Source organism: Thioalkalivibrio sp. ALJ2, from assembly GCF_000378325.1.
GTDB lineage: Bacteria > Pseudomonadota > Gammaproteobacteria > Ectothiorhodospirales > Ectothiorhodospiraceae > Thioalkalivibrio.
The window spans coordinates 37,344-57,931 of record NZ_KB899555.1 but is presented as its reverse complement, the minus strand read 5'-3'; the positions used below and the strand labels follow the sequence as shown (position 1 = coordinate 57,931).

Here is a 20,588-nt window from a genome sequence, read left to right as displayed (position 1 = left end):
GCTCCGGCATGCGCTGCATCGGCCAGAAGGCTGGCCTCCTACAGGGCGGTGCCCCGGGATGGATCGAGGCAGCACCACCCGGGAGGTGCTGGATCAGTTGCTGCCGACGATCCGTTCGATCACGGCCTCCGGCTCCTGGTAGCCGGACATCTGCTGGCCGTCCTCGGTGATCAGGGCCGGGGTGCCGCGCAGATTCAGCTGCTGGCCCAGCGCCATGTGCGCGTCCTGCGGGGTGCCGCAGCTGCCGTCGATGTCGTCCAGAGTGTCACCGGCCTTGGCGCGATCCATCGCGTCCTCGCGGTCATCCGCACACCAGATCCGGTCCATGATCTCCGGGGAGTTCTGCCCCAGCACCGGGAACATCAGGTAGCGCACCTTGATACCGGCCTCCAGGTACTGCGGGATGTCCTGGTGGATCTCGCGGCAGTAGGGGCAATTCGGATCGGTAAACACGTTCAGCACGCCGCGGGTGTCGCCGTTCGGTGAATAGACGACCAGTTCGCTGTCGTCGATCTCGGCGAACATGTCGGCACGCACGCCCCGCAGCGAACCCTGGGTCAGGTTGTCACGGGTATCCAGGTCAATCAGGTTGCCCTGCAGCAGGTACTTGCCATCCCCGGACACATAGAAGATCTCGGTGCCGTAGCGCACCTCGTAGATCCCGTCCATGCCGGTTTCCTGGATGCTGTCGATCTCGGCATTGGGGATGACCTCGGCCATGCGCTCCTCGATGGCATCGGTCGCGGCGGCGGTGGTAGTGAAGGCGGCCAGCAGGACGGCCAGGGGCAGTGCGCGTTTTACAAACATGGACTCTCTCGTGGCTGTACAAAAAAGGAGGCCAGTCTAGCAGGCCCAACAATACGGCCCGCCCGGCTCTGGCACGAAACTGGGGTAATAGACGTCAGCCGCGGGGATGATGTTCCGCATGCAGGCTCTGCAGGCGGGCGCGTGCGACGTGGGTATAGATTTGCGTCGTCGACAGGCTGGAGTGGCCCAGCAGCATCTGCACCACGCGCAGATCCGCCCCGTGGTCCAGCAGATGGGTCGCGAACGCGTGGCGCAGGGTATGCGGCGACAGCGGCGCCTCGATGCCGGCCACCCGTGCATAGTGCTTGATGCGATACCAGAAGGCCTGACGCGTCAGTCCCCGGCCACGCCGCGTTACAAACACGGTATCCACCGGCGGATGACCGGCCATCAGGTCGGCCCGGGCCTCGCGCAGATAGCGTGTCAGCCAGTGCACGGCCTCCTCCCCCAGCGGCACCAGGCGTTCCTTGTCGCCCTTGCCGGTCACGCGCACCACGCCCTGGCGGGTGTTCACCTCGGACTGCTCCAGGCCGACCAGCTCGGACACGCGCAGGCCGGTCGCGTACATCAGCTCCAGCATCGCGCGGTCGCGCAGGCCGACTGCGGTATCCAGTTCCGGGGCCGCCAGCAGCGCGTCGACCTGGCTTTCGGACAGGCTGTCCGGCAGCGGGCGCCCGGCGCGCGGGGACTCGATCCCGGCACTGGGGTCATCCTCGCGCTCGCCCTGGTGCACCAGGTAGCGGTAGAAGCGCCGCTGGCTGGACAGGGCACGGGTAATCGACTTTGGCCGCGCGCCCGCATGCATGCGGGCGCTGACGAATCCCAGCAGATCGGCACCACTGGCCGTCTCCAGCGCGACCCCGCGCCCGTGCAGCCAGCGCGCCAGGGCCTCAAGGTCGCGGCGATAGGCCGCCAGGGTGTGATCCGACAGGCCCTCGACCGCCCAGAGCTCGTCGAGGAAGCGGTCGAGGGTGTCGGACTGGACTGCCGCTGCGGTCACGGCCCGCGCGCGGCCTACGGGTTACCTCCCGGGTTGCCCGGATTGCCGGGATTGCCGAGACCACCCATCGGATTGCCCGGCGCCTCGGGGTTCTCCGCGCGGAACTTGCCGGCGAGGTTCTCGAACACCTTGGTCAGCTCCAGCGGCAGCGGGAAGAAGATCGAGTTGGCGTTGCCGTTCGTCGACATGTCGGACATCGTCTGCAGGTAACGCAGCTGCAGCGCGGCCGGGCTCGCCTCCATCTGCTGCGCGGCCTGGACCAGCTTCTCGGCCGCCTGCAGTTCGCCCTCGGCGTGGATGACCTTCGCCCGACGTTCGCGCTCGGCCTCGGCCTGGCGCGCGATCGCGCGGATCATCGAGTCGTCCAGGTCGACATGCTTGATCTCGACATTGGTGACCTTGATGCCCCAAGCATCGGTCTGTGAATCGAGGATCTCCTGGATGTCGTTGTTCAGCTTGTCGCGCTCGGAGAGCATCTCGTCCAGGTCATGCTTGCCGAGCACGGAGCGCAGCGTGGTCTGCGCGAGCTGACTGGTCGCAGCGTAGTAATCCTCGACCTGGATGACCGACTTGGCGGAATCCACCACGCGGAAGTACAGCACCGCGTTCACCCGCACCGTCACGTTGTCCTGCGAGATCACGTCCTGACTGGGCACGTCGAGTGTGATGATGCGCAGGTCGATCCGCACCATCTGCTGGATGCCCGGAATCACGATGATCAGGCCCGGGCCCTTCACCGACTGGAAACGGCCGAGGAAGAAGATGACGCCGCGCTCGTACTCGCGCAGCACCTTGATCGACATCACGATGATGGCGACCAGGATGACTAGCGGGACGACAAAGAAACCGAGATCGTTCATGTCCTGCTCCTTCTGTGTTGAGGGTGCCGCGCCGGTTAACCGGCCGAGGCAGTGCCCGGGGTGTCTTCTTCAGTCACGGGTTCGACCCGAAGCCTGAGTCCTTCGATTGCGGTCACCCGCACCTTCTGTCCTTCGCGGACCGGTGCCGAAGTCTCCGCGTTCCACTGTTCGCTGTGGACCCAGACTCGACCGCTTTGGTCGAAGTCCTCGCGCGCCTCGCCGATCATGCCGATCATCTCTTCGTAGCCGGTGGCGGGCTTCTTGCCACGCAGGCTGAACAGCCGGCCCAGCACCCAGACCGACAGGATGCCGATAGCGATGGCAGTGCCAATCACCAGCGGGATCGCCACATTCAGCTGCGGGTCGTCCCACAGGATGATGGAGCCAACAGTAAAGGCCACGATTCCTCCTATGCCCAGCGCCCCGAAACTGGGTACGAAGGCCTCTGCAATCATGAAAATCATGCCCAGCAGCATCAGCGCCAGGCCCGCGTAGTTCACCGGCATCACCTGCAGCGCGAAGAACGCCAGTATCAGCGCGATCGAGCCGATCACCCCGGGATAGATCGCGCCCGGATTGGCCAGCTCGAAGATGATGCCGTATATCCCGATCAGCATCAGGATGTAGGCGATATTCGGGTTGGTGATCAGCGACAGCAACTGGGTGCGCCAGTCCGGATCCATGCGCACAATCTCCAGCCCCTCGGTCGACAGCGTCCGCTCGCCGTCGTGCATACGCACGGTATGGCCGTCGATCTGCGCCAGCAGGTCGTCGAGGTTGTCCGCGACGAAATCGATCACGTTCTGTTCCAGCGCGGCAGTCGCGGTCAGGTTGGAGCCCTCGCGCACTGTCTCCTCGGCCCACTCGGCGTTGCGGTCGTAGCGCTCGGCCAGGCCGCGGATGTAGGACACCGCATCTTCCAGCACCTTGCGCTCCATCGCGTCGCCGCCCCGGCGGGGTGAGGGGGGATCGTCTTCCAGCAGTTCCTCCTCGGTGGCCGGTTCGACCTCGCCGTTGTCGCCGTTGCCGTTGCCGTTGCCGTTGCCGTTACCGTTGCCGTTGTCGCCATTGCCATTGGTCTCGTCGGTGGCCTCTTCTTCCTCCTCTTCCGGCGGATCCATGCCCGGCAGGCCGCCTCCGCCCATCTGCACCGGCGTGGCAGAACCGAGGTTGGTGGCCGGGGTCATCGCGGCGACATGCGAACCGTAGAGGATGTAGGTCCCGGCACTGGCCGCGCGGGCACCCGAAGGGTGGACATAGGTGACCACCGGGACATCCGATTGCAGGATGTTGCGGATAATGCTGCGCATGCTGGAATCCAGCCCGCCCGGGGTATCCAGCATCAGGACCATGATCTCGGCGTCCTCGGCCTCCGCGCGCTCGATACCGCGGCGGATGTAATCGCCGGTGGCCGGACCAATGGCATCTTCCACGGTCAGCACCAGTGCCTGCCGCTGCCCGGTGTCCGCCAGCGTAGACATCGCCAGCCAGCCGGCCCCCAGCAGCAGGAACGCCAGCCAGATTACGGTTCGCCAGAGGCGCATGCCGCCTCGCTTCATGGGCTTCCTCTCCCGTCGGTCCTGTTTCGTCGTACACTCGGCAACGCTTCACCCGGTACGTGCCCCCACCCTAAACCATAGGCTATTGCGCCGCTGATTCCCCAATCCCGATGTCCGCATCCCCCACGAACAAGGCAATGCTTCCGCCACTCGGCCTGGTCCTGGCCGGCGGACAGGGTCGACGCATGGGCGGGCGCAACAAGGGCTGGGTGGAGTACCAGGGCCGCCCACTGGTGGAACAGGTGATCGAACGTCTGCGGCCGCAAGTGGACTCCATCGTGATCAGCGCCAACACCGATATCGACCGCTATCAGGCGCTGGGGTTTCCCTGTCTGCCGGATACGCGCCCCGATTACCCGGGGCCGCTGGCCGGGATCGCCGCGACATGGGCGCACGCCCCCGGCCACACCCTGCTCTGTGTCCCGGTGGATGCCCCGCACCTAGCTCCGAATCTGGCCGCAAGACTGGGCCAGGCGCTGGGCTCCTGCGCCGCCCCGGCCGCGATCGCCCACGACGGCGAACGCCTGCAACCGCTGTTCGCCCTGCTCAGACCCGACCTGGCCGCGCGCCTGGAAACGGATCTCGCACATGGCCCACTCGCGGTCGGCCGCTGGTTCCGCGACATCGGCGCCACGGTGGTCGACTTCTCCGACCAGCCCGGCGCCTTCGTCAACCTGAACACGCCCGAGGATCTGGTCGGCTGAGCGCCCCCTCCCGCTGCCACCGGTTATCGCTATACTTGGGCGTGCATAACGCAAGCAGGTGGCCATGAACCCAAACCCGACCAAACTCCCGCGCATTGGTTTTGCCGCCTGGAGCGGCAGCGGCAAAACGACCCTGCTCAAGGCGGTGATCCCCGCCCTGCGCGCCCGTGGCCAGCGCCCGGCCGTGATCAAGCATGCCCACCATGCCTTCGACGTGGATACCCCCGGCAAGGACAGCTACGAGCTGCGCCATGCCGGCGCGGACCAGATGCTGGTCGCCTCCTCCCGGCGCTATGCGCTGATGGTGGAGACCCCGGAGACCGACGATGGCCGCGTGCCGGACCTGGACATGCTCTGCTCGCGTCTGGACCCGGAGCGCGCAGACCTGATCCTGGTCGAGGGCTTCAAGCAGGCCGACCTGCCGAAAATCGAGGTCCACCGGCCGGCCGTCGGCAAGCCCCCGCTCTACCCGGAGATCCCCGGCGTGATCGCGGTCGCGACCGATGCCGCCGAGCTGGACTTCGACGGCCCCCTGCTGCCGATCAACGACCCCGATACGATCGCGCGTTTTATCATTGACCACTTCAACCTGAACCCCTGAACACCTGCCCCGGAGACGCCGAGCGCTATGTCCGTGCCCAGCTGCGACGAATTCGACCCCAACGCACTGACCCTGGAACAGGCGCGCGCGGCCATCCTGCAGGCCTGCGATGCACTGACCGAATCCGAGACGTTGGCACTGGAATCGGCGCTGGGCCGCACCCTGGCCGAGCCGGTCGCCGCCCGTATCGACGTCCCGCCGGCCGCCGTCTCGGCGATGGATGGCTATGCCCTGCGCGCCGACGACGCCGTCGAGGGCCGCGAGCTGATGCTGGCCGGGACTTCGGCCGCCGGGCACCCCTGGGACGGCACGGTGACACCGGGCCAGTGCGTGCGCATCCTGACCGGCGCCGTGGTCCCGGACGGGGCCGACGTCGTGATCATGCAGGAACAGGTCGAGCGCGTCGGCGAAACCGGGATTCGCCTGCACAACGGCGGCCTGGCGCCCGGGCACAACATTCGCGGCCCGGGCAGCGACACTGCCAGCGGGACCGCGCTATTCGCCAGGGGGCATGTCATCGGGGCGGCCGAGATCGGCGTGCTGGCCAGCCAGGGGATCGGCGAACTGCAAGTACTGCGCAAGCCGCGGGTCGCATTCTTCTCCACCGGCGACGAACTGGTGCCGCTGGGACAGCCGCTGGGACCGGGCCAGATCCATGACTCCAACCGCCACACGCTGCGCGCGCTGCTGGCGTCCTACCCGGTCGAGGCGCTGGACTACGGCGTGATCCGCGATACCGAGGCTGCGGTGCGCGAGGCGCTGGAGCGCGCCGGACAGGAGGCGGACCTGATCATCACCACCGGTGGGGTCTCGGTCGGCGACGCCGACCACGTGACCCGCGTGCTGCAGGCCTCGGGCCAGGTCTGCTTCTGGAAGATGGCGATCAAGCCGGGCCGACCACTAGCCTTCGGTCGCATCGGCCACGCGCATTTCTTCGGCCTGCCCGGCAACCCGGTCGCGGTCATGACGACCTTCGCCCTGCTGGTGCGACCTGCCCTGCAGGCCTTGGCCGGACGCGACACCACGCCACCGCAGACCATCAGCGCTCGCCTGGTGGAGGACCTGCACAAGACTCCCGGCCGCAAGGACTTCCAGCGGGCCGTGCTTGCGACCGATGATCGTGGTTGGATCGTGCGGTCGGCCGGTGGCCAGAGCTCGCACCAACTGCGCGCGATGAGCGAGGCCAATGCCTACATCGTGCTGCCGCGCGAGTCCGACGGGGCGCGCGTGGGCGAATGGGTGGAGGTGCTCCCGTTCCGGGAAGTCTTCTGATCGCCGCAGCCTTCGGGATTGCAGGCTGGGGCCTTTGCTTTGAAGGCTGACTTATTCGCGAGTCGGGGCGGACTCGGCCATGGCGGCAAATTCCCGCTCCAGCAGGGCCTCGTCACCCAGATTGAGCTCGACCAGGCGGCGCAGGTGCGTCGCCGATTCCAGCGGCATCGCCTCGATCTCGAGTCCCAGCCACAGGCCCTCCTGCCAGCGTACGCGACCCTCGAACGCGATCCGCGCCTCGTCGGACAAAGGGATGTCCAGCGTGACCACGGCATCTGGCTCAAAAACTGGGATCTGCGCCCCCTCGACCAGGACACCGCGCAGCGATATGTCCTCGACGCGCACGGGACATTCCCCGTTCGCATGGACCAGGGTGGCCGGAAACTCCAGGGGGATACGTTGAAACCGTCGCTCCATACAGGAAGACTACGCGCTCCTTGCCCGTTCCACCAACCTGCATACCGATCCCGACCCTGCCCATGAGCCAAGACCCCAAGAATATCGAAGGCCTGCCCGCCGGCCTGCTGCGCCGCTTCGGCGCGATCATCTACGACGCCCTGCTGTTGATCGCGATCTGGATGGTGCTGGGCATGATCGTGGTGGCACTGGGCAACCTGACCGGCTGGTACTCCACCCGCGCGCATTTCATCGCCAACCTGTTCGTGGGCTGGGCATTCTTTTTCTGGTTCTGGACGCGCACCGGGCAGACCCTGGGCCTGCAGACCTGGAACATCCAGCTGCGCACCGAGCATGGCCAGCCGGTCAACGCCTGGCAGGCCACGCTGCGCTATCTGGTGGCGGCCGCCCAGTGGCTGGTGGTGCTGATGGCGATCTGGGCGGTGCGCGAACACGGCGCCGTGGCGACCGTGGCGGTTACCGCCGCAGCGATCTTCGCGCTGGGGCTGTCGCAGTTCCATCCACGGCGCTGGATGCTGCACGACTGGCTGTCCGGGACCGAGCTGGTACGCATCCCGGGCTTGGCCAAACCACGCTGGAAAAAAGACAAGGCGGCCTGAACCGACGCCGCCTGCGGCCCCGGAGCCCGCAGGGTCCTTTACATCACGGGGCAAGCCACAGGCCTGATTCCTCCAGCCCGTCGGCGATTTGCTCCGCCATTTGCTGATAGCCGGCCGCGTTGGGGTGGATGCGATCCGCGCGCAGGTCGCCGTTCGAGAGCACCCCTGACAGCACCCCGTCGATTAGCGGGACCTCCTCCTCGCGCGCCAACTCGCCATAGATGCCGTCGTCACGCAGGCGCCCCGTGGCGGCCGCGAAGGCCGAGGCCGAGGGCACGCCAAGCAGCAAGGGCTGGGCGCCATGCTCGCGCACCTCGTGGATCAGGGCCCGCAGGTCCTCCTTGACCGCCGGCGCGGCGCGCTGGCGCAGGAAGTCATTGCCGCCGAGACCGATGATCACCAGATCGGGCTCGTGCTCGCGCAGGCTGGGGCCCAGCCGGCCACGCGCGCTGTCCGCCCGGTCGCCGGGCACGCCGTCGTTCACCACCTGCCAGCCAGTGATCTCGGCCAGACGCGCCGGGAAATCTTCCCCGCGCGAGGCGCCCGTCCCGTGGGTCACGCTGTCCCCGAACGCCAGCACCGTGGCCGCGCGCGGCAGCGGCTCCAGGTCACCGGGTCCGCTACCACCACAGCCGGCGAGCAGGGCCAGCAGCCCCACCAAACCGCCCGCGAGAAATATCCGCCGCAAGGGAGCGATCATGCCCGCACCGCCATGCGTCGCAGCGCGAACAGCGCGATGGCCAGGAACAGCAACACCGGCAGGCTGGCCGCCAGCAGCGGCGGCAGGTTGTACACCAGCCCCAGGTGGGTGATCGCGCGCATCACGATCACGAACGAGACCCCGATCGCGATCCCGATAAACAGGCGCTGGCCGGCGCCGCCCTCGCGCTGCGAGCCGAACAGGAACGGGATCGCCAGCAGCAGCATCACGAAGGTACTGGCCGGCAGGGTGAAGCGCTGCCAGAACGCGACCTCGTAGGGAGCCGCATCCAACTGATTCTGCTGCAGATAGTCGATGTAGCGAGAGAGATCGAGCGCGGCCATCTGGCTGGGCTCGACCACCAGCACGTCGAAATACTCGGGGGCGATCAGCCGGTCGATTGTCTCCTGCTCACGGTGTTCGGCGACCACGCGGTCATGCGACAGCTGCGAACGCTCCACGTCCTCCAGCCGCCAATCTCCATCGACAAACCGGGCCCGCGCCGCGCGGGTGATGCGGCTGGGCTCGCGATCCCCGGTGAACTCGATGATGCGCACCCCGATCAGCTGATTCCCGGCCAGCACCGACTCGGCGTGGATCATCCGCTGACCGTCGCGTGCCCAAAGCCCCATCGACCCCACGCTGATCTCCTCGTCGAAGGCCGAGGCCTTCAACGCCTGGGCACGCGTCTCCGAGGCCGGGGCAAAGAACTCGCCGATAATCAGCATCACCATTACCACGACCAGCCCCGCCTGCAGCACCCAGACGATGAACCGGCCCAGGGTCATGCCGGCGGCCCGCATCGCCGTCAGCTCGCTGTTCGCGGCGAGGTTGCCCAACCACAGGAGCCCGCCCAGCAGGGCCGCCGAGGGCAGCATTTCGTACATCCGCCGCGGCAGGGTCAGCGCCACGTAGAGCATCGCCTCGGTGACCCCGTAGGTGCCGGTGCCGGTATCGCGCAGCTCGTCGATCATCGCGAACACCGCGTCCAGCGCGACCAGCAACACTACGGCCAACGTCGTGCCGATCAGCACCTGGCGGATCACATAGCGCCCCAACACCGTGGTCATGGCGCCCCTCCGGCATCACGCAAGCGAGGAGTGGCCGATCGCAGCCGCAACAGGCCCTTGTGCCAGGCCAGCACCACCCACAACACCAGCATCAGACCATGGGTCCACCACAGCCCCAGGGCCAGTGGTGTGCGGCCGTCGGCCAGCTGTCCCTGCCCGAGGATGAGGAAGTTTGCGTACAGCACGTACACACCGATCGCGGCCGGGATGCGCGCATAGCGCCCGGTGCGGGGCGGCACCTGCGCCAGCGGCAGCGCAAGCAATGCCAGCACCAGGATCGACAGCGGCATTGCCAGACGCCATTCCAGCTCGGCGCGCGCCTCGGGATCGTCGCGCTGCGCCCACAGCGCGGAGGTCGGCAGCGCATCCAGGCTAGCGCGGCGCGTGGTTGGGTCGGGCTCGGTAATCTGGGTGCGCAGGCGCTCAAACTCCAGCATGCGGAAGCTCGCAGTGCCGGGCTCGCCGACGTAGCGATAGCCGTTCTCCAGCAGCAGGAAGCCGCTGCCCTCGGCCTCGGGATCGGGCACCGCGCGCTCGGCCACGGTGATCTGCGACTCTCCATCCACCTCGCGATAGATGAAGACTTCCAGCAAGGCCTCGCGATCCTCGCTCATGCGCTCGGCGAAGAAGACCTGATCGCCCACCCGCGAACGCAGGAAACGCCCCGGGGCAATCCCCACCAGGTCGGAGCGCTGCTCGGCCAGGTCACGCAACTGGTCGATCTGCGCCTCGGTACGGGGTACGACCATGGTCATCAGCACCAGCAGCAGGATCGCGGCCGGGGCCGCCACCCAGAACAGCGCGCGGTACAGGGCCGCGAACGACATCCCGCTGGCCTGCAGCGCGGTCATCTCGCTGTCGCGCTGCATGCGCCCGAACACCAGCATGAACGCCAGAAACAGGGCGACCGGCCAGAGGAACACAATGCCCTTGAACGCCCCGAACGCGACCATGCCGGGGAGGAAATCGACCGGCAGGCTGCCCTCGGCGACGTCGCGCAGCACCCGCGCCAGTACGCCGCCGATAATGACCAGCAGCAACACCACGCTCACCGCGGCCTGGGTCAGCCACAGCTCGCGGGCGATGAAGCGCTCGGCGCGACGCAGGATCATGCGCCCGTCACCCCGCGCCGGACGCGACGCGTGGTCGGGCGCCGCTCGGCGCTGGTAACATGCTCGGACTCATTTTCGGGAGGCATTTGATGCAATTCTCCGTCACCACCTCGACCCTCGACAAACCCCGCGTCGGCATCCGCGCCGCCGGGATCGCCCAGAAGCGCAAGCCGGCCGCGGGCGCCAGCGCTTTGGATGCCGCGCGCGACGGCGAGATCGCCGCCCTGCTGAAGGCCGGCGAGATGGATGGCGAGGCCGGCAGCCGGCTGCTGCTGCCCGGCGGTGGAACCAAGGGTAGCGCACTCCTGATCGGCCTGGGGGCGAAGAAGGACTTCGACGCCCGCGCCGCGCGCAAGGCGGCGCAGGCCCTGGCCGCCGCGCTGGTCGAGCGCCCGGCCACCAGCGCGGCGATCGCGGTCGCGGACTTCCAGCCGCGCGGCAAGGACATCGCCTGGGTGGTGCACACCCTGGTCGCGGCGATCTCGGATGCCGCCTACCGCTTCACCCCGTTCAAGGGCAAGGAGAAGACCACCCCGGTGAAGCTGGACAAGATCCAGCTGTGCGTGGAGCGCAAGGACGCCGAGGCCGCGAAGCAGGCCTGCACCGAGGCCGCGGCGATCGCCACCGGCGTGAACCGCGCGAAGGACCTGGGCAACACCCCGCCGAATGTCTGCTACCCGGAGAGCCTGGCCGACACCGCCCGCGAGATGGCGAAGCAGTACAAGCAGCTGAAGGCCACGGTGCTGGACGAGAAGGACCTGGAGAAGCTCGGCGCCGGGGCCATCCTGGCGGTAGGCAAGGGTTCCGAGCGCCCGCCGCGCCTGATCGCGATGGAGTACTCCGGCGGCAAGAAGGGCGACGCCCCGGTGGTGCTGGTCGGCAAGGGCATCACCTTCGACACCGGCGGCATCTCGCTCAAGCCCGGTGCCGAGATGGACGAGATGAAGTACGACATGTGCGGCGCCGCCAGCGTGTTCGGGGTGATCGAGGCCTGCTGCGAGCTGGGGCTGCCGGTCAACGTGGTCGGCGTGGTCACCAGTGCCGAGAACATGCCCGACGGCCGCGCGACGCGCCCGGGCGACATCGTCACCACCCTGTCCGGACAGACCGTCGAGATCCTGAATACCGACGCCGAGGGCCGCCTGGTGCTGGCCGATGCCCTGACCTGGGTGGAGCGCTACAAGCCGAAGGCGGTGATCGACATCGCCACGCTGACCGGGGCCTGCATCATCGCCCTGGGCCATCAGGGCGCGGCGATCCTGGGCAACAACGAGCGCCTGGCGAAGAGCCTGCTGGCCGCCGGCGAGGAGACCGGTGATCGCGGCTGGCAGCTCCCGCTGTGGCCGGAGTACCAGGAACAGCTGAAGAGCAATTTCGCCGACATGGCCAACATCGGCGGGCGCCCGGCCGGCACCATCACCGCCGCCTGCTTCCTGTCGCGCTATACCGAGGACTACACCTGGGCGCATGTCGATATCGCCGGCGTGGCCTGGAAGAGCGGCAAGGAGAAGGGCGCGACCGGCCGCCCAGTCCCGATGCTGATGCGCTACCTGCTCGACCAGGCCTGATCCGGGTCGGGCGCGGATGACCCACGTCAGCTTCTACCTGCTGCAGGACCCGGCCCCGGAGGCGCGCCTGCGCTTCACCTGCCGCCTGGCGAAAAAGGCCAGCGGCCAGGGCCATCGCGTGCACATCCACACCGGCTCGCCGGAGCTGACGCGCACGCTGGACGAGTGGCTGTGGACCTTCGAGGACACCGCGTTCCTGCCGCACAGCACCGATGTGCGCGATGCGGACGTCCCGGTCTCCCTGCACGAAGCCCATGCCCCGTCGGATCGCTGCGACGTGCTGATCAACCTGGCGCCGGAGGTGCCGGAGTACTGCGGGCGCTTCGAGCGCGTCGCGGATATCGTCGGCGGCGAGGAGTCGGAGCGCGAGGCGGGCCGCGCCCGCTACCGCTACTTCAAGGAACGCGGCTACCCGCTGAAGCACCACAACATCTGACGCGCACCGCGCCAGGGAAACACGGACTCTTCAAGCCTTGTGCCAGATCAGCACCTGGTTGTTGACCGGCATCTCCACCACCTCGGCCCGGCCGAGACCGTGCTGCGCGGCCAGCGCGTCCAGGTCGGCCCGGTCACGCACGCCCATGCCGGCATCCTGCTGACGCAGCATCGCATCGAAACGCGCGTTGGAGGCCGCCATATGTGCGCCGTCGTGGGCGAACGGGCCGTAGAGCGCGAACACCCCGGCCGGTGCCAGCACCCGCCCCACGCCGGCAAAAAAGGCCTCGACCGCCGGCCAGTGCATGATGTGCACGGTATTCGCGCTGTAGACGTAGTCGAACGGCCCCTCGGGCCAGGGGTCGGCCAGCACGTCCAGCGCCACCGGCGCCCGCAGGTTCGGCAGCGCCGCGTCCGCCCGCCAGGCCTCCACCCCCGGAAGATTCTCCGCGACATCGCTTGGGAGCCAGTCGAGGTGTGGCAGGGCGCCGGCGAAATACGCCGCGTGCTGCCCCGTTCCCGCCCCAACCTCCAGTACGCGTCCCGGGGCGGCAAAGCGGTCGCGCAATACGGACAGGATGGGGTCGCGGTTCTCCTCCGCGGCCGGGGCGTACGGCTTGTGTCGGGGCATCATCTCTCCTGCATCGGATTTCGGGTCATTCTGGACGCGCCCGGGGCGGACTGCCATGATCGAGGGACACCCCGAACACAGGCCCGCCCCATGTCGCATCCCCGCTGGTTTGCCTGGCCCCGAGTCCTGATCGTCTCCCTGGTGTTCACCCTCACGCTCGCCGCCAGTGACTCCCTCGCCCGCGAAGTCGATCCGGAAGCGCTGGAACGCGTGCTGCCGGTGGAGCTGGCCACCGTCGGCATGGACGCTCAGACCGGCGCCCCGATCGCCCTGCTGCGCGACCCCGACTCCGGCGAGGTGGTACCGATCGTGATCGGCCCCGACCAGGCGCAGGCCATCCTGCTGGCGATGCACGAGGTCCAGCTGTCGCGTCCGCAGACGCACGACCTGATGATCAACCTGCTGGACGAACTGAATGCGACCCTGGAGCGCGTGATCGTCGACGGCCTGGTCGACGGCACCTACCTCGGCTGGCTGGAACTGCGCGTGGAGGGCGAGGAAGAACCGCGCTACATCGACACCCGCCCCAGTGACGGCCTGGCCCTGGCCGTGCGCACCGGTGCCACGATTGCGGTCTCGCCCGACGTCCTCGAGGCCGACGTGCCGTTCGAATACAGCCCGCCCGGCGACGACGAGGTGGTGACCGCACTCGGCATCACCGTGATCGCGGTGCGCGACGACCTGCGCGAGGCACTGGAACTGCCGGATGAACCCGGCGTGCTGGTCAGCCGCGCCCAGGGCGCTGCCGCAGCCGCCGGCCTGGCGCAGGGCGCGCTTATCCTGGAGGTAAACGGGCAAACTCCCGAGACCCCGATCGAATTCCTGGATGCGGTCTCCGAGACCCCGGATGGCGAAGAGGCGGAGATCCGCTTCTGGCTGGACGGCGAGGAACGCACCATCACTCTGCCCACCGACGTCCCGCAGATCGAAGAGTCGGACGACGCGCTGGCCGTGTAGCGGAACTGGCCAGGAAAGAAGTCAGTCGGCAGTCGGCAGCCGCGGGCGCAGCCAGTCCAGCGTCGCGGCCGTGGCCGCGTCCGGCTGCCCGCCCTCGCCGCGCAGGGCCTGGAGGGCCTCGCCCGCCAGCTGCTTGCCAAGCTCCACGCCCCACTGGTCGAAGGCATTGATACCCCAGAGCGTCGCGAGCACATAGATCTTGTGCTCGTACAGCGCGATCAGCGCCCCGAGCGTGGCCGGGTCGAGTTGCTCGAGCAGGATCACGGTGCTGGGCCGGTTGCCCGGGAAAGTCCGGTGCGGGGCCAGGGCATCGATCTGCTTGGGGGCGGTCCCGGCCGCGGCCATCTCCGCGCGCACCGTGTCCTCGTCCTTGCCGAGCGCCAGAGCCTGCGCCTGCGCTACCAGGTTCGCCAGCAGCAGCGGGTGCTGGGCCGGCAGGTCGTGTTCCGGCCGGGCCACGCCGATAAATTCCGCCGGGATCACCCGCGTACCCTGATGGAGCAGCTGAAAGAACGCGTGCTGGCCATCGGTGCCGACCGCCCCCCAGACGATGCTTCCGGTATCCTCCTCCACCGGGCGGCCATCCAGACGCACCCGCTTGCCGAGACTCTCCATCTCTGCCTGCTGCAGATAGGCGGGCAGCAGGGCCAGGCGCTCGTCATAGGGCAGGACCGCGCGAGCGCAGGCCCCCAGCAGGTTCTGGTTCCAGTAGTCGACCAGGGCCATGCGTACGGCGGCGTTGTCGGCGAGGGGCGTGGCGCGCACGTGCTCGTCCATCATGTGCGCCCCGCCGAGGAAGGCGCGGAAGCCATCCATGCCCAGAAGCAGCGCCACCGGCAGACCGATCACCGACCACACCGAATAGCGCCCGCCCACCCAGTCCCAGAAGCCGAACATGTTGGCCGGGTCGATCCCGAACGCCACCACCCGCTCGCGCGCGGTGGACACCGCGACGAAGTGGCGCGCGACCGCCTCCTCGGGAAAGTGGCCAAGCAGCCAGTCACGCGCGGCGCGGGCGTTGGTCAGGGTCTCCTGCGTGCCGAAGGTCTTGGAGGCGACGATGAACAGAGTCGTCTCGGGGTCGGCCTCGCGCAGCTCGGCGGACAGCGCGGCGCCATCCACATTGGAGACAAAGCGCACGGTTAGCGGATCGCCCTCGGCGGTCGGCCGCGCGTGTGCGGCCAGTGCACGACAAACCATGCGCGGGCCCAGGTCGGAGCCGCCAATGCCGATATTGACCACGCGCCGGATCGGACGCCCGGTATGGCCCATATGCTCACCCGTGTGGACCCGCCGCACGAAGGCCTCCATGCGCTCGAGTTCCGCATGCACCACACGCGCCAGGTCCTCGCCTTCGACCTCGCAGCACGCCCCGGGCGGCAGGCGCAGCGCTGAATGCAGAGCCGCCCGCCCCTCGGTGATGTTCACGCGCTCGCCCGAGAACAGGCGCTCCAAGGCCCCGGACACACCGCAGCGGTTCGCGTGCGCCGCCAGGGCCTGCCACGCCGGACCGTCCAGCCGCTGGCGCGTCCAGTCCAGGCGCAGCCCCACGATCTCCTGCACATCCCGCTGCACCCGGCCCGAGTCCTCTTCCAGCAGGTTTCGCAGGGGGCACTCGTTCAGCCGCTCTGCATGTGCAGCCAGATCATCACTCCGTGCCCCTTCGTTCCCTGAGATCATCCGTGTGCCCCTTGCGATGGTGACTCCAGATTGCCGCGCGCCGCCCAGCCGTTCAATGCCCCGGCGCCCCATATCGCTCCGGGCGCCTGCGTTACACTCTTGGAAACGCAACCGGGGCTCCCGGTTCCACCCGTGTTTCCCCAGGAAATTGTTATGCGCATCCTTTTCGCCAGCAGCGAGGCGTACGGCCTCACCAAGACCGGGGGCCTCGCCGACGTCAGCGCCAGTCTGCCCGTTGCCCTGCGCCGGCGGCGGCAGGACGTACGGCTGGTCGTACCCGGCTATCCGGAGGCCTGCAGCCAGCTGGCCCACGCGCAACCCTTGCCCGGCCCCCCGGATGCGCCCTGGCAGCTGATTGAAGGCCATCTGCCCGGTACCAAACTGCCGGTCTACCTGGTCGACTGGCCGGAGTATTTCCAGCGGGCCGGCAACCCCTACAGCGCCAGCAATGGCACGGACTGGCCGGACAACGCCCAGCGTTTCGCCGGATTCGCCCGGGCGATCACCGCCATCGCCCGCGACGAGGCCGGGCTCGACTGGGCACCGGAACTGGTGCACCTGAACGACTGGCAGACCGGCCTGGTGCCCGTGTTCCTGGACCCCGAGCGCAGTGGCGCCCCGCGCCCGCGCACGATCTTCACGATCCACAACCTCGCCTATCAGGGCCTGTTCCCGGCGCAGGCGATGGACGATCTTGGGCTGCCGTCCGATCTGTGGACCCCGGACGCCCTGGAGTTCCACGACCAGTTGTCGTTCATGAAGGCCGGACTGGTCTTCTCCGACGCCATCACCACCGTCTCGCCCACCTACGCCCGCGAGATCCAGGAGCCGGAATCAGGCATGGGCCTGGACGGCGTGCTGCGCGCCCGCGCCGCCGACCTCTACGGCATCCTGAACGGGGTCGACTACCGCGCCTGGGATCCGTCCCGTGATCGCCACATCGCTCAGCCTTACTCGGCGGAGGACCTGGCCGGCAAGGCCCATAGCAAGGCCGCGCTGCAAAAACGCATGGGGCTGGACGAGGACCCGGACGTACCGCTGCTTGGCCATGTCGGGCGCATGGTCGAGCAAAAGGGCGTGGACCTGATCCATGCGGCCTGCACCCCGTTGCTGGAGGCCGGACGTGTGCAGCTCGCCCTGGTCGGCTCCGGACAGAAGGACCTGGAACATGCGACCGGCGCCCTGGCCCGGACCTACACCGGCCGCGTCGGGGTGCATATCGGCTACGACGAGCCGCTGGCGCACCAGATCGAGGCCGGGTCCGACCTGTTCCTGATGCCCTCGCGCTTCGAGCCCTGCGGCCTGAACCAGATGTACAGCCTGCGCTACGGCACCCCGCCGGTGGTGCATGCCACGGGTGGGCTGGCGGACACCGTTGTGGACGCGAGCCCCGAACACCTGGCCGACGGCACGGCCACTGGCTTCAGCTTCACGCCCGACACGGTCAGTGCCCTGACGCAGGCCCTGGAACGCGCGCTCGAGCTCCACCAGCAGCGCGCCGACGGGCGCTGGGAACAGCTCCTGCGCACCGGCATGAACCAGGAATTCGACTGGACCGCGAGCGCCGAGCACTACCTCTCGCTTTATCGCCAACTGGTTCCCCGCAGGCGACAGGCTACGACCGGCTGATCTGCGCTATAATCACCCTCTTTTCGCGCTAGCAACGTTCCCCACAAGGCCGGCCCATGGGCCGGCCTTGTGCGTGCAGAAGGGCTTATGACTCAAACCGACCTAGACGACCGATTCCTGCCCAAGGACAAGGAACTGCGCGCCCGCGTGCGCCTGTTCGGCGAACTGCTGGGTAACGTAATCCGCAAGCTGGAAGGCCAGACCGTATTCGACGCAGTGGAAAAGCTCCGCCGCGGTTTCGTGAGCCTGCGCAAGGACGAAGATCCCCAGCTGCGCCAGCGTCTGATGGCGGACATCACCCACTTCGACGCGACCCTGACCGAACGCGTGATCCGCGCGTTCAGCATCTACTTCAGCCTGGTCAACATCGCCGAGGAAGACCTGTTCTACCGCTGGCGCCGCGCGCAGGTCTCCAGCGGCGAGCCGCTGTGGACCGGCTCGTTCGACCAGACGCTGCGCGAATTGCACAACGAGGGTGTGACCGCCGCCGAACTGGAACGCCTGCTCGCGGAACTGCACTACCAGCCGGTATTCACCGCGCACCCCACCGAGGCCCGTCGCCGGACCACGATGGAGAACCAGCGCCGCGTGTTCGAGACAGCCGACCGGCTCAACCAGCCCGAGCTGGGCGAGGAAGAACGCCGCCTGATCATCGAGGAGCTGGAGACCCAGATCCAGCTGCTGTGGCGCACCAACGAGGTGCGGGTGAAAAAGCCGCAGGTCCAGGACGAGATCAAGTACGGGCTGTTCTATTTCGAGGAGAGCCTGTTCGAGGCAATACCGCTGTCCTACCGCTTCCTGGAGAAGGCGATCCGGCGCATCTACGGGGTACACCCCGACGGCAGCCTGCCCGTGCGCATCCCGGCCTTTCTGCACTTCGGCTCCTGGATCGGCGGTGACCGTGACGGCAACCCGAACGTCACCCCGGAAGTCACCGAACTGGCCTGCCGCCTGGCGATGGAGCAGGTCCTGCGCGAGTACATCAAGCGGGTCAATCACCTGCGCAATGTCCTCACCCATTCAGCCTATATGTGCCAGCCGTCGCAGGAATTCCTCGACAGCCTGGACGCCGACAGCAACATCGCCAACGCCGTGTTCCACGGCGCCTCCGACCGTTTCGAGAGCGAACCGTACCGGCGCAAGCTGTACATCATGCGCTACCGCCTGCGCGAGACGCTGGAGACGGTCTGCCGGCGCATCCAGGGCGAGGCGGCCGTGCTGCCGACCAACAGCGCCTACGCCGACGCCAATGCCTTTCTGCAGGACCTGAACCTGATCCGCGACTCGCTGATCAGCCATGGCGACCGCAACATCGCCTCCGGCGCGCTGACCGACCTGATCCGTCTGGTCGAGACCTGCGGCTTCCACCTGCATCACCTGGACGTGCGCCAGGAGTCCACGGTCCACAGCGAGGCCATCGCCCAGCTGCTGCAGCAACTGGCACCGGAGGTCGACTACAACACGCTGGACGAGTCCGGCCGCCAGAAGGTCCTGAGCGACCTGATCGCGGCACCATCGCTGGCCGATCTGAATCGCGAGGCCCTCGACGAGGGCGCACTGGAGACCCTGCGCGTATTCGAGGTCATCCAGTCGATGCGCCGCGAGATCGGTCCGGATGGCATCGGCACCTACGTGATCTCGATGACCCACGCCGCCTCGCACGTGCTGGAGGTCCTGCTGCTGGGCCGCCTGACGGGGCTGGCCGGCGAGGACGAGAACGGCGAGCCGTTCTGCCACCTGCGCATCTCGCCGTTGTTCGAGACCATCGAGGACTTGCTGCATGTCGAGGACGTGCTGGAAGGCCTGCTGTCCAACCCGGTCTATGCCCGCCTGTTGTCCGCCTCCGGCAACGTCCAGGACGTAATGCTCGGCTACTCCGACTCCTGCAAGGATGGCGGCATCCTCGCCTCCAGCTGGAACCTCTACGAGGCGCAGAAGAAGATCGTCGGGATCACCGACCGCTTTGGCGTGCGCTGCCAGCTGTTCCACGGGCGCGGTGGTACCGTGGGCCGCGGCGGCGGCCCGACCCATGAATCTATCCTCGCCCAGCCCCCGGCCACCGTGCAGGGGCGGATCAAGTTCACCGAGCAGGGCGAGGTGCTGTCGTACAAGTATTCCAACGCAGAGACGGCGGTCTACGAACTGGGCATGGGGGCGACCGGTCTGATGCTCGCCTCGCGCAGCCTGATCCGCACGGCACGCCAGGACCGTGACGAATACCGCGACACGATGGGCGAGCTGGCCCGTGCTGGCGAGGATGCCTACCGCGACCTGATCGACCGCACGCCGGGGATTCTCGACTACTTCTACGAGATTACCCCGGTGCAGGAGATCGGTTTCCTGAACATCGGTTCGCGCCCCTCGCACCGGCGCAAGACGGATCGTTCCAAGAGCTCGATCCGGGCGATCCCCTGGGTGTTCGGCTGGGCACAGTCGCGCCATACCCTGCCCGCCTGGTACGGGATCGGATCGGCCCTGGAACAGTGGCGAGGCGAGGACCCGGCACGCCTGGAACAGCTGCAGCGGATGTACCAGGAGTGGCCATTCTTCCGTTCTCTGCTGTCGAACTGCCAGATGGCCCTGACCAAGGCGGACATGCGCACCGCGGCCGAGTACGCACGTCTTTGCAGCGACCCGGAGCTGGCCGAACGGCTGTACTCGCGCGTGCGCGAGGAGCACACACGCACGGTCAACGAGGTCCTGCGCGTGGCCCGGCTGGACCGACTGATGGACGAGACACCGCTGTTGGCGCGCTCGCTGCAGCGGCGCAACCCGTATCTGGACCCGCTCAACAGCATCCAGATCCACCTGCTGCGCGAGTCGCGCCAGTTCGACGCCGAAGCCGACGACGACGCGGACAACCCCTGGCTTTCGCCGCTGCTGCGCTCGATCAACGCGATCGCCGCAGGGATGCGCAACACCGGCTAGCCGTACGCCCCCCAGGCTTCCGGACCCGGGGGGCGGTGGGCACCTCCTTGCGTTAGAAT

19 protein-coding genes are annotated in these 20,588 nt (G+C 67.8%); 9 read left to right on the top strand and 10 right to left on the bottom strand.

Features of this window, described 5'->3' with window-relative positions; genetic code table 11:
- Positions 1–93 precede the first annotated feature (93 nt).
- From F468_RS0105435 to F468_RS0105420, 4 genes are all read right to left on the bottom strand, one after another.
- Positions 94–807, bottom strand: a complete 714-nt coding sequence (locus F468_RS0105435) for a DsbC family protein (RefSeq protein ID WP_018138024.1) — start codon at positions 805–807, stop codon at positions 94–96.
- Positions 808–901: 94 nt separating this feature from the next.
- Positions 902–1,807 carry a site-specific tyrosine recombinase XerD gene (gene xerD / locus F468_RS0105430; RefSeq protein ID WP_018994731.1) on the bottom strand — a complete coding sequence of 302 codons (906 nt, stop codon included), beginning with the start codon at positions 1,805–1,807 and terminating at the stop codon, positions 902–904.
- Positions 1,808–1,821: 14 nt separating this feature from the next.
- Positions 1,822–2,667, bottom strand: a complete 846-nt coding sequence (locus tag F468_RS0105425) for a slipin family protein (RefSeq protein ID WP_018138022.1) — start codon at positions 2,665–2,667, stop codon at positions 1,822–1,824.
- 35 nt (positions 2,668–2,702) lie between these two features.
- Positions 2,703–4,226: a nodulation protein NfeD gene (locus F468_RS0105420; RefSeq protein WP_018994730.1), complete on the bottom strand. Its 1,524-nt coding sequence runs from the start codon at positions 4,224–4,226 to the stop codon at positions 2,703–2,705.
- Between the two features lie 137 nt (positions 4,227–4,363).
- Here F468_RS0105420 and mobA point away from each other — a divergent pair, with 137 nt between their 5' ends.
- From mobA to glp, 3 genes are all read left to right on the top strand, one after another.
- Positions 4,364–4,930, top strand: coding sequence for a molybdenum cofactor guanylyltransferase MobA (gene mobA, locus F468_RS0105415; protein WP_018994729.1), 567 nt, complete (start codon positions 4,364–4,366; stop codon positions 4,928–4,930).
- Between the two features lie 64 nt (positions 4,931–4,994).
- On the top strand, positions 4,995–5,531 hold the full coding sequence (gene mobB, locus F468_RS0105410) for a molybdopterin-guanine dinucleotide biosynthesis protein B (RefSeq protein WP_018174554.1): 537 nt from the start codon (positions 4,995–4,997) through the stop codon (positions 5,529–5,531).
- Positions 5,532–5,558: 27 nt separating this feature from the next.
- The gene (gene glp / locus F468_RS0105405; protein ID WP_018994728.1) at positions 5,559–6,803 is read left to right on the top strand and encodes a gephyrin-like molybdotransferase Glp; all 1,245 of its coding nucleotides are present in this window, start codon (positions 5,559–5,561) and stop codon (positions 6,801–6,803) included.
- 51 nt (positions 6,804–6,854) lie between these two features.
- Here the strand turns inward: glp and F468_RS0105400 are convergent, their stop codons facing one another.
- The gene (locus F468_RS0105400) at positions 6,855–7,220 is read right to left on the bottom strand and encodes a PilZ domain-containing protein (RefSeq protein ID WP_018174552.1); all 366 of its coding nucleotides are present in this window, start codon (positions 7,218–7,220) and stop codon (positions 6,855–6,857) included.
- Positions 7,221–7,282: 62 nt separating this feature from the next.
- On the opposite strand from F468_RS0105400, the gene F468_RS0105395 reads away from it, so the two are divergent.
- Positions 7,283–7,819: an RDD family protein gene (locus F468_RS0105395; RefSeq protein WP_018138159.1), complete on the top strand. Its 537-nt coding sequence runs from the start codon at positions 7,283–7,285 to the stop codon at positions 7,817–7,819.
- 43 nt (positions 7,820–7,862) lie between these two features.
- Here F468_RS0105395 and F468_RS0105390 read toward each other — a convergent pair whose 3' ends face one another.
- The 3 genes from F468_RS0105390 to lptF are packed head-to-tail and all read right to left on the bottom strand — an operon-like array spanning position 7,863 to position 10,701.
- Positions 7,863–8,519: a GDSL-type esterase/lipase family protein gene (locus tag F468_RS0105390; RefSeq protein ID WP_018994727.1), complete on the bottom strand. Its 657-nt coding sequence runs from the start codon at positions 8,517–8,519 to the stop codon at positions 7,863–7,865.
- Positions 8,516–9,589 (bottom strand): LPS export ABC transporter permease LptG, encoded by a 1,074-nt coding sequence (lptG, locus tag F468_RS0105385; RefSeq protein WP_018994726.1) that lies wholly within the window; start codon positions 9,587–9,589, stop codon positions 8,516–8,518. Before lptG ends, F468_RS0105390 begins: the two co-directional genes overlap by 4 nt.
- A complete protein-coding gene (gene lptF, locus F468_RS0105380) occupies positions 9,586–10,701 on the bottom strand; it encodes an LPS export ABC transporter permease LptF (RefSeq protein WP_018174550.1) in 1,116 nt (371 codons plus the stop codon). Before lptF ends, lptG begins: the two co-directional genes overlap by 4 nt.
- Before the next feature lie 89 nt (positions 10,702–10,790).
- Here lptF and F468_RS0105375 point away from each other — a divergent pair, with 89 nt between their 5' ends.
- The gene (locus tag F468_RS0105375) at positions 10,791–12,269 is read left to right on the top strand and encodes a leucyl aminopeptidase (RefSeq protein ID WP_018994725.1); all 1,479 of its coding nucleotides are present in this window, start codon (positions 10,791–10,793) and stop codon (positions 12,267–12,269) included.
- Positions 12,270–12,285: 16 nt separating this feature from the next.
- On the top strand, positions 12,286–12,705 hold the full coding sequence (locus F468_RS0105370; protein WP_018864759.1) for a DNA polymerase III subunit chi: 420 nt from the start codon (positions 12,286–12,288) through the stop codon (positions 12,703–12,705).
- Between the two features lie 30 nt (positions 12,706–12,735).
- Here F468_RS0105370 and F468_RS0105365 read toward each other — a convergent pair whose 3' ends face one another.
- A complete protein-coding gene (locus F468_RS0105365) occupies positions 12,736–13,335 on the bottom strand; it encodes a DUF938 domain-containing protein (RefSeq protein WP_018649091.1) in 600 nt (199 codons plus the stop codon).
- A 90-nt stretch (positions 13,336–13,425) separates the two neighbouring features.
- On the opposite strand from F468_RS0105365, the gene F468_RS0105360 reads away from it, so the two are divergent.
- On the top strand, positions 13,426–14,292 hold the full coding sequence (locus tag F468_RS0105360; protein ID WP_018994724.1) for a bifunctional nuclease domain-containing protein: 867 nt from the start codon (positions 13,426–13,428) through the stop codon (positions 14,290–14,292).
- Between the two features lie 21 nt (positions 14,293–14,313).
- Here F468_RS0105360 and pgi read toward each other — a convergent pair whose 3' ends face one another.
- Positions 14,314–15,972 carry a glucose-6-phosphate isomerase gene (pgi, locus tag F468_RS0105355; protein ID WP_018994723.1) on the bottom strand — a complete coding sequence of 553 codons (1,659 nt, stop codon included), beginning with the start codon at positions 15,970–15,972 and terminating at the stop codon, positions 14,314–14,316.
- Positions 15,973–16,125: 153 nt separating this feature from the next.
- On the opposite strand from pgi, the gene glgA reads away from it, so the two are divergent.
- Positions 16,126–17,601 (top strand): glycogen synthase GlgA, encoded by a 1,476-nt coding sequence (glgA, locus tag F468_RS0105350; protein WP_018994722.1) that lies wholly within the window; start codon positions 16,126–16,128, stop codon positions 17,599–17,601.
- An 87-nt stretch (positions 17,602–17,688) separates the two neighbouring features.
- Positions 17,689–20,529 carry a phosphoenolpyruvate carboxylase gene (gene ppc, locus F468_RS0105345; RefSeq protein WP_018174543.1) on the top strand — a complete coding sequence of 947 codons (2,841 nt, stop codon included), beginning with the start codon at positions 17,689–17,691 and terminating at the stop codon, positions 20,527–20,529.
- Positions 20,530–20,588: the final 59 nt, after the last annotated feature.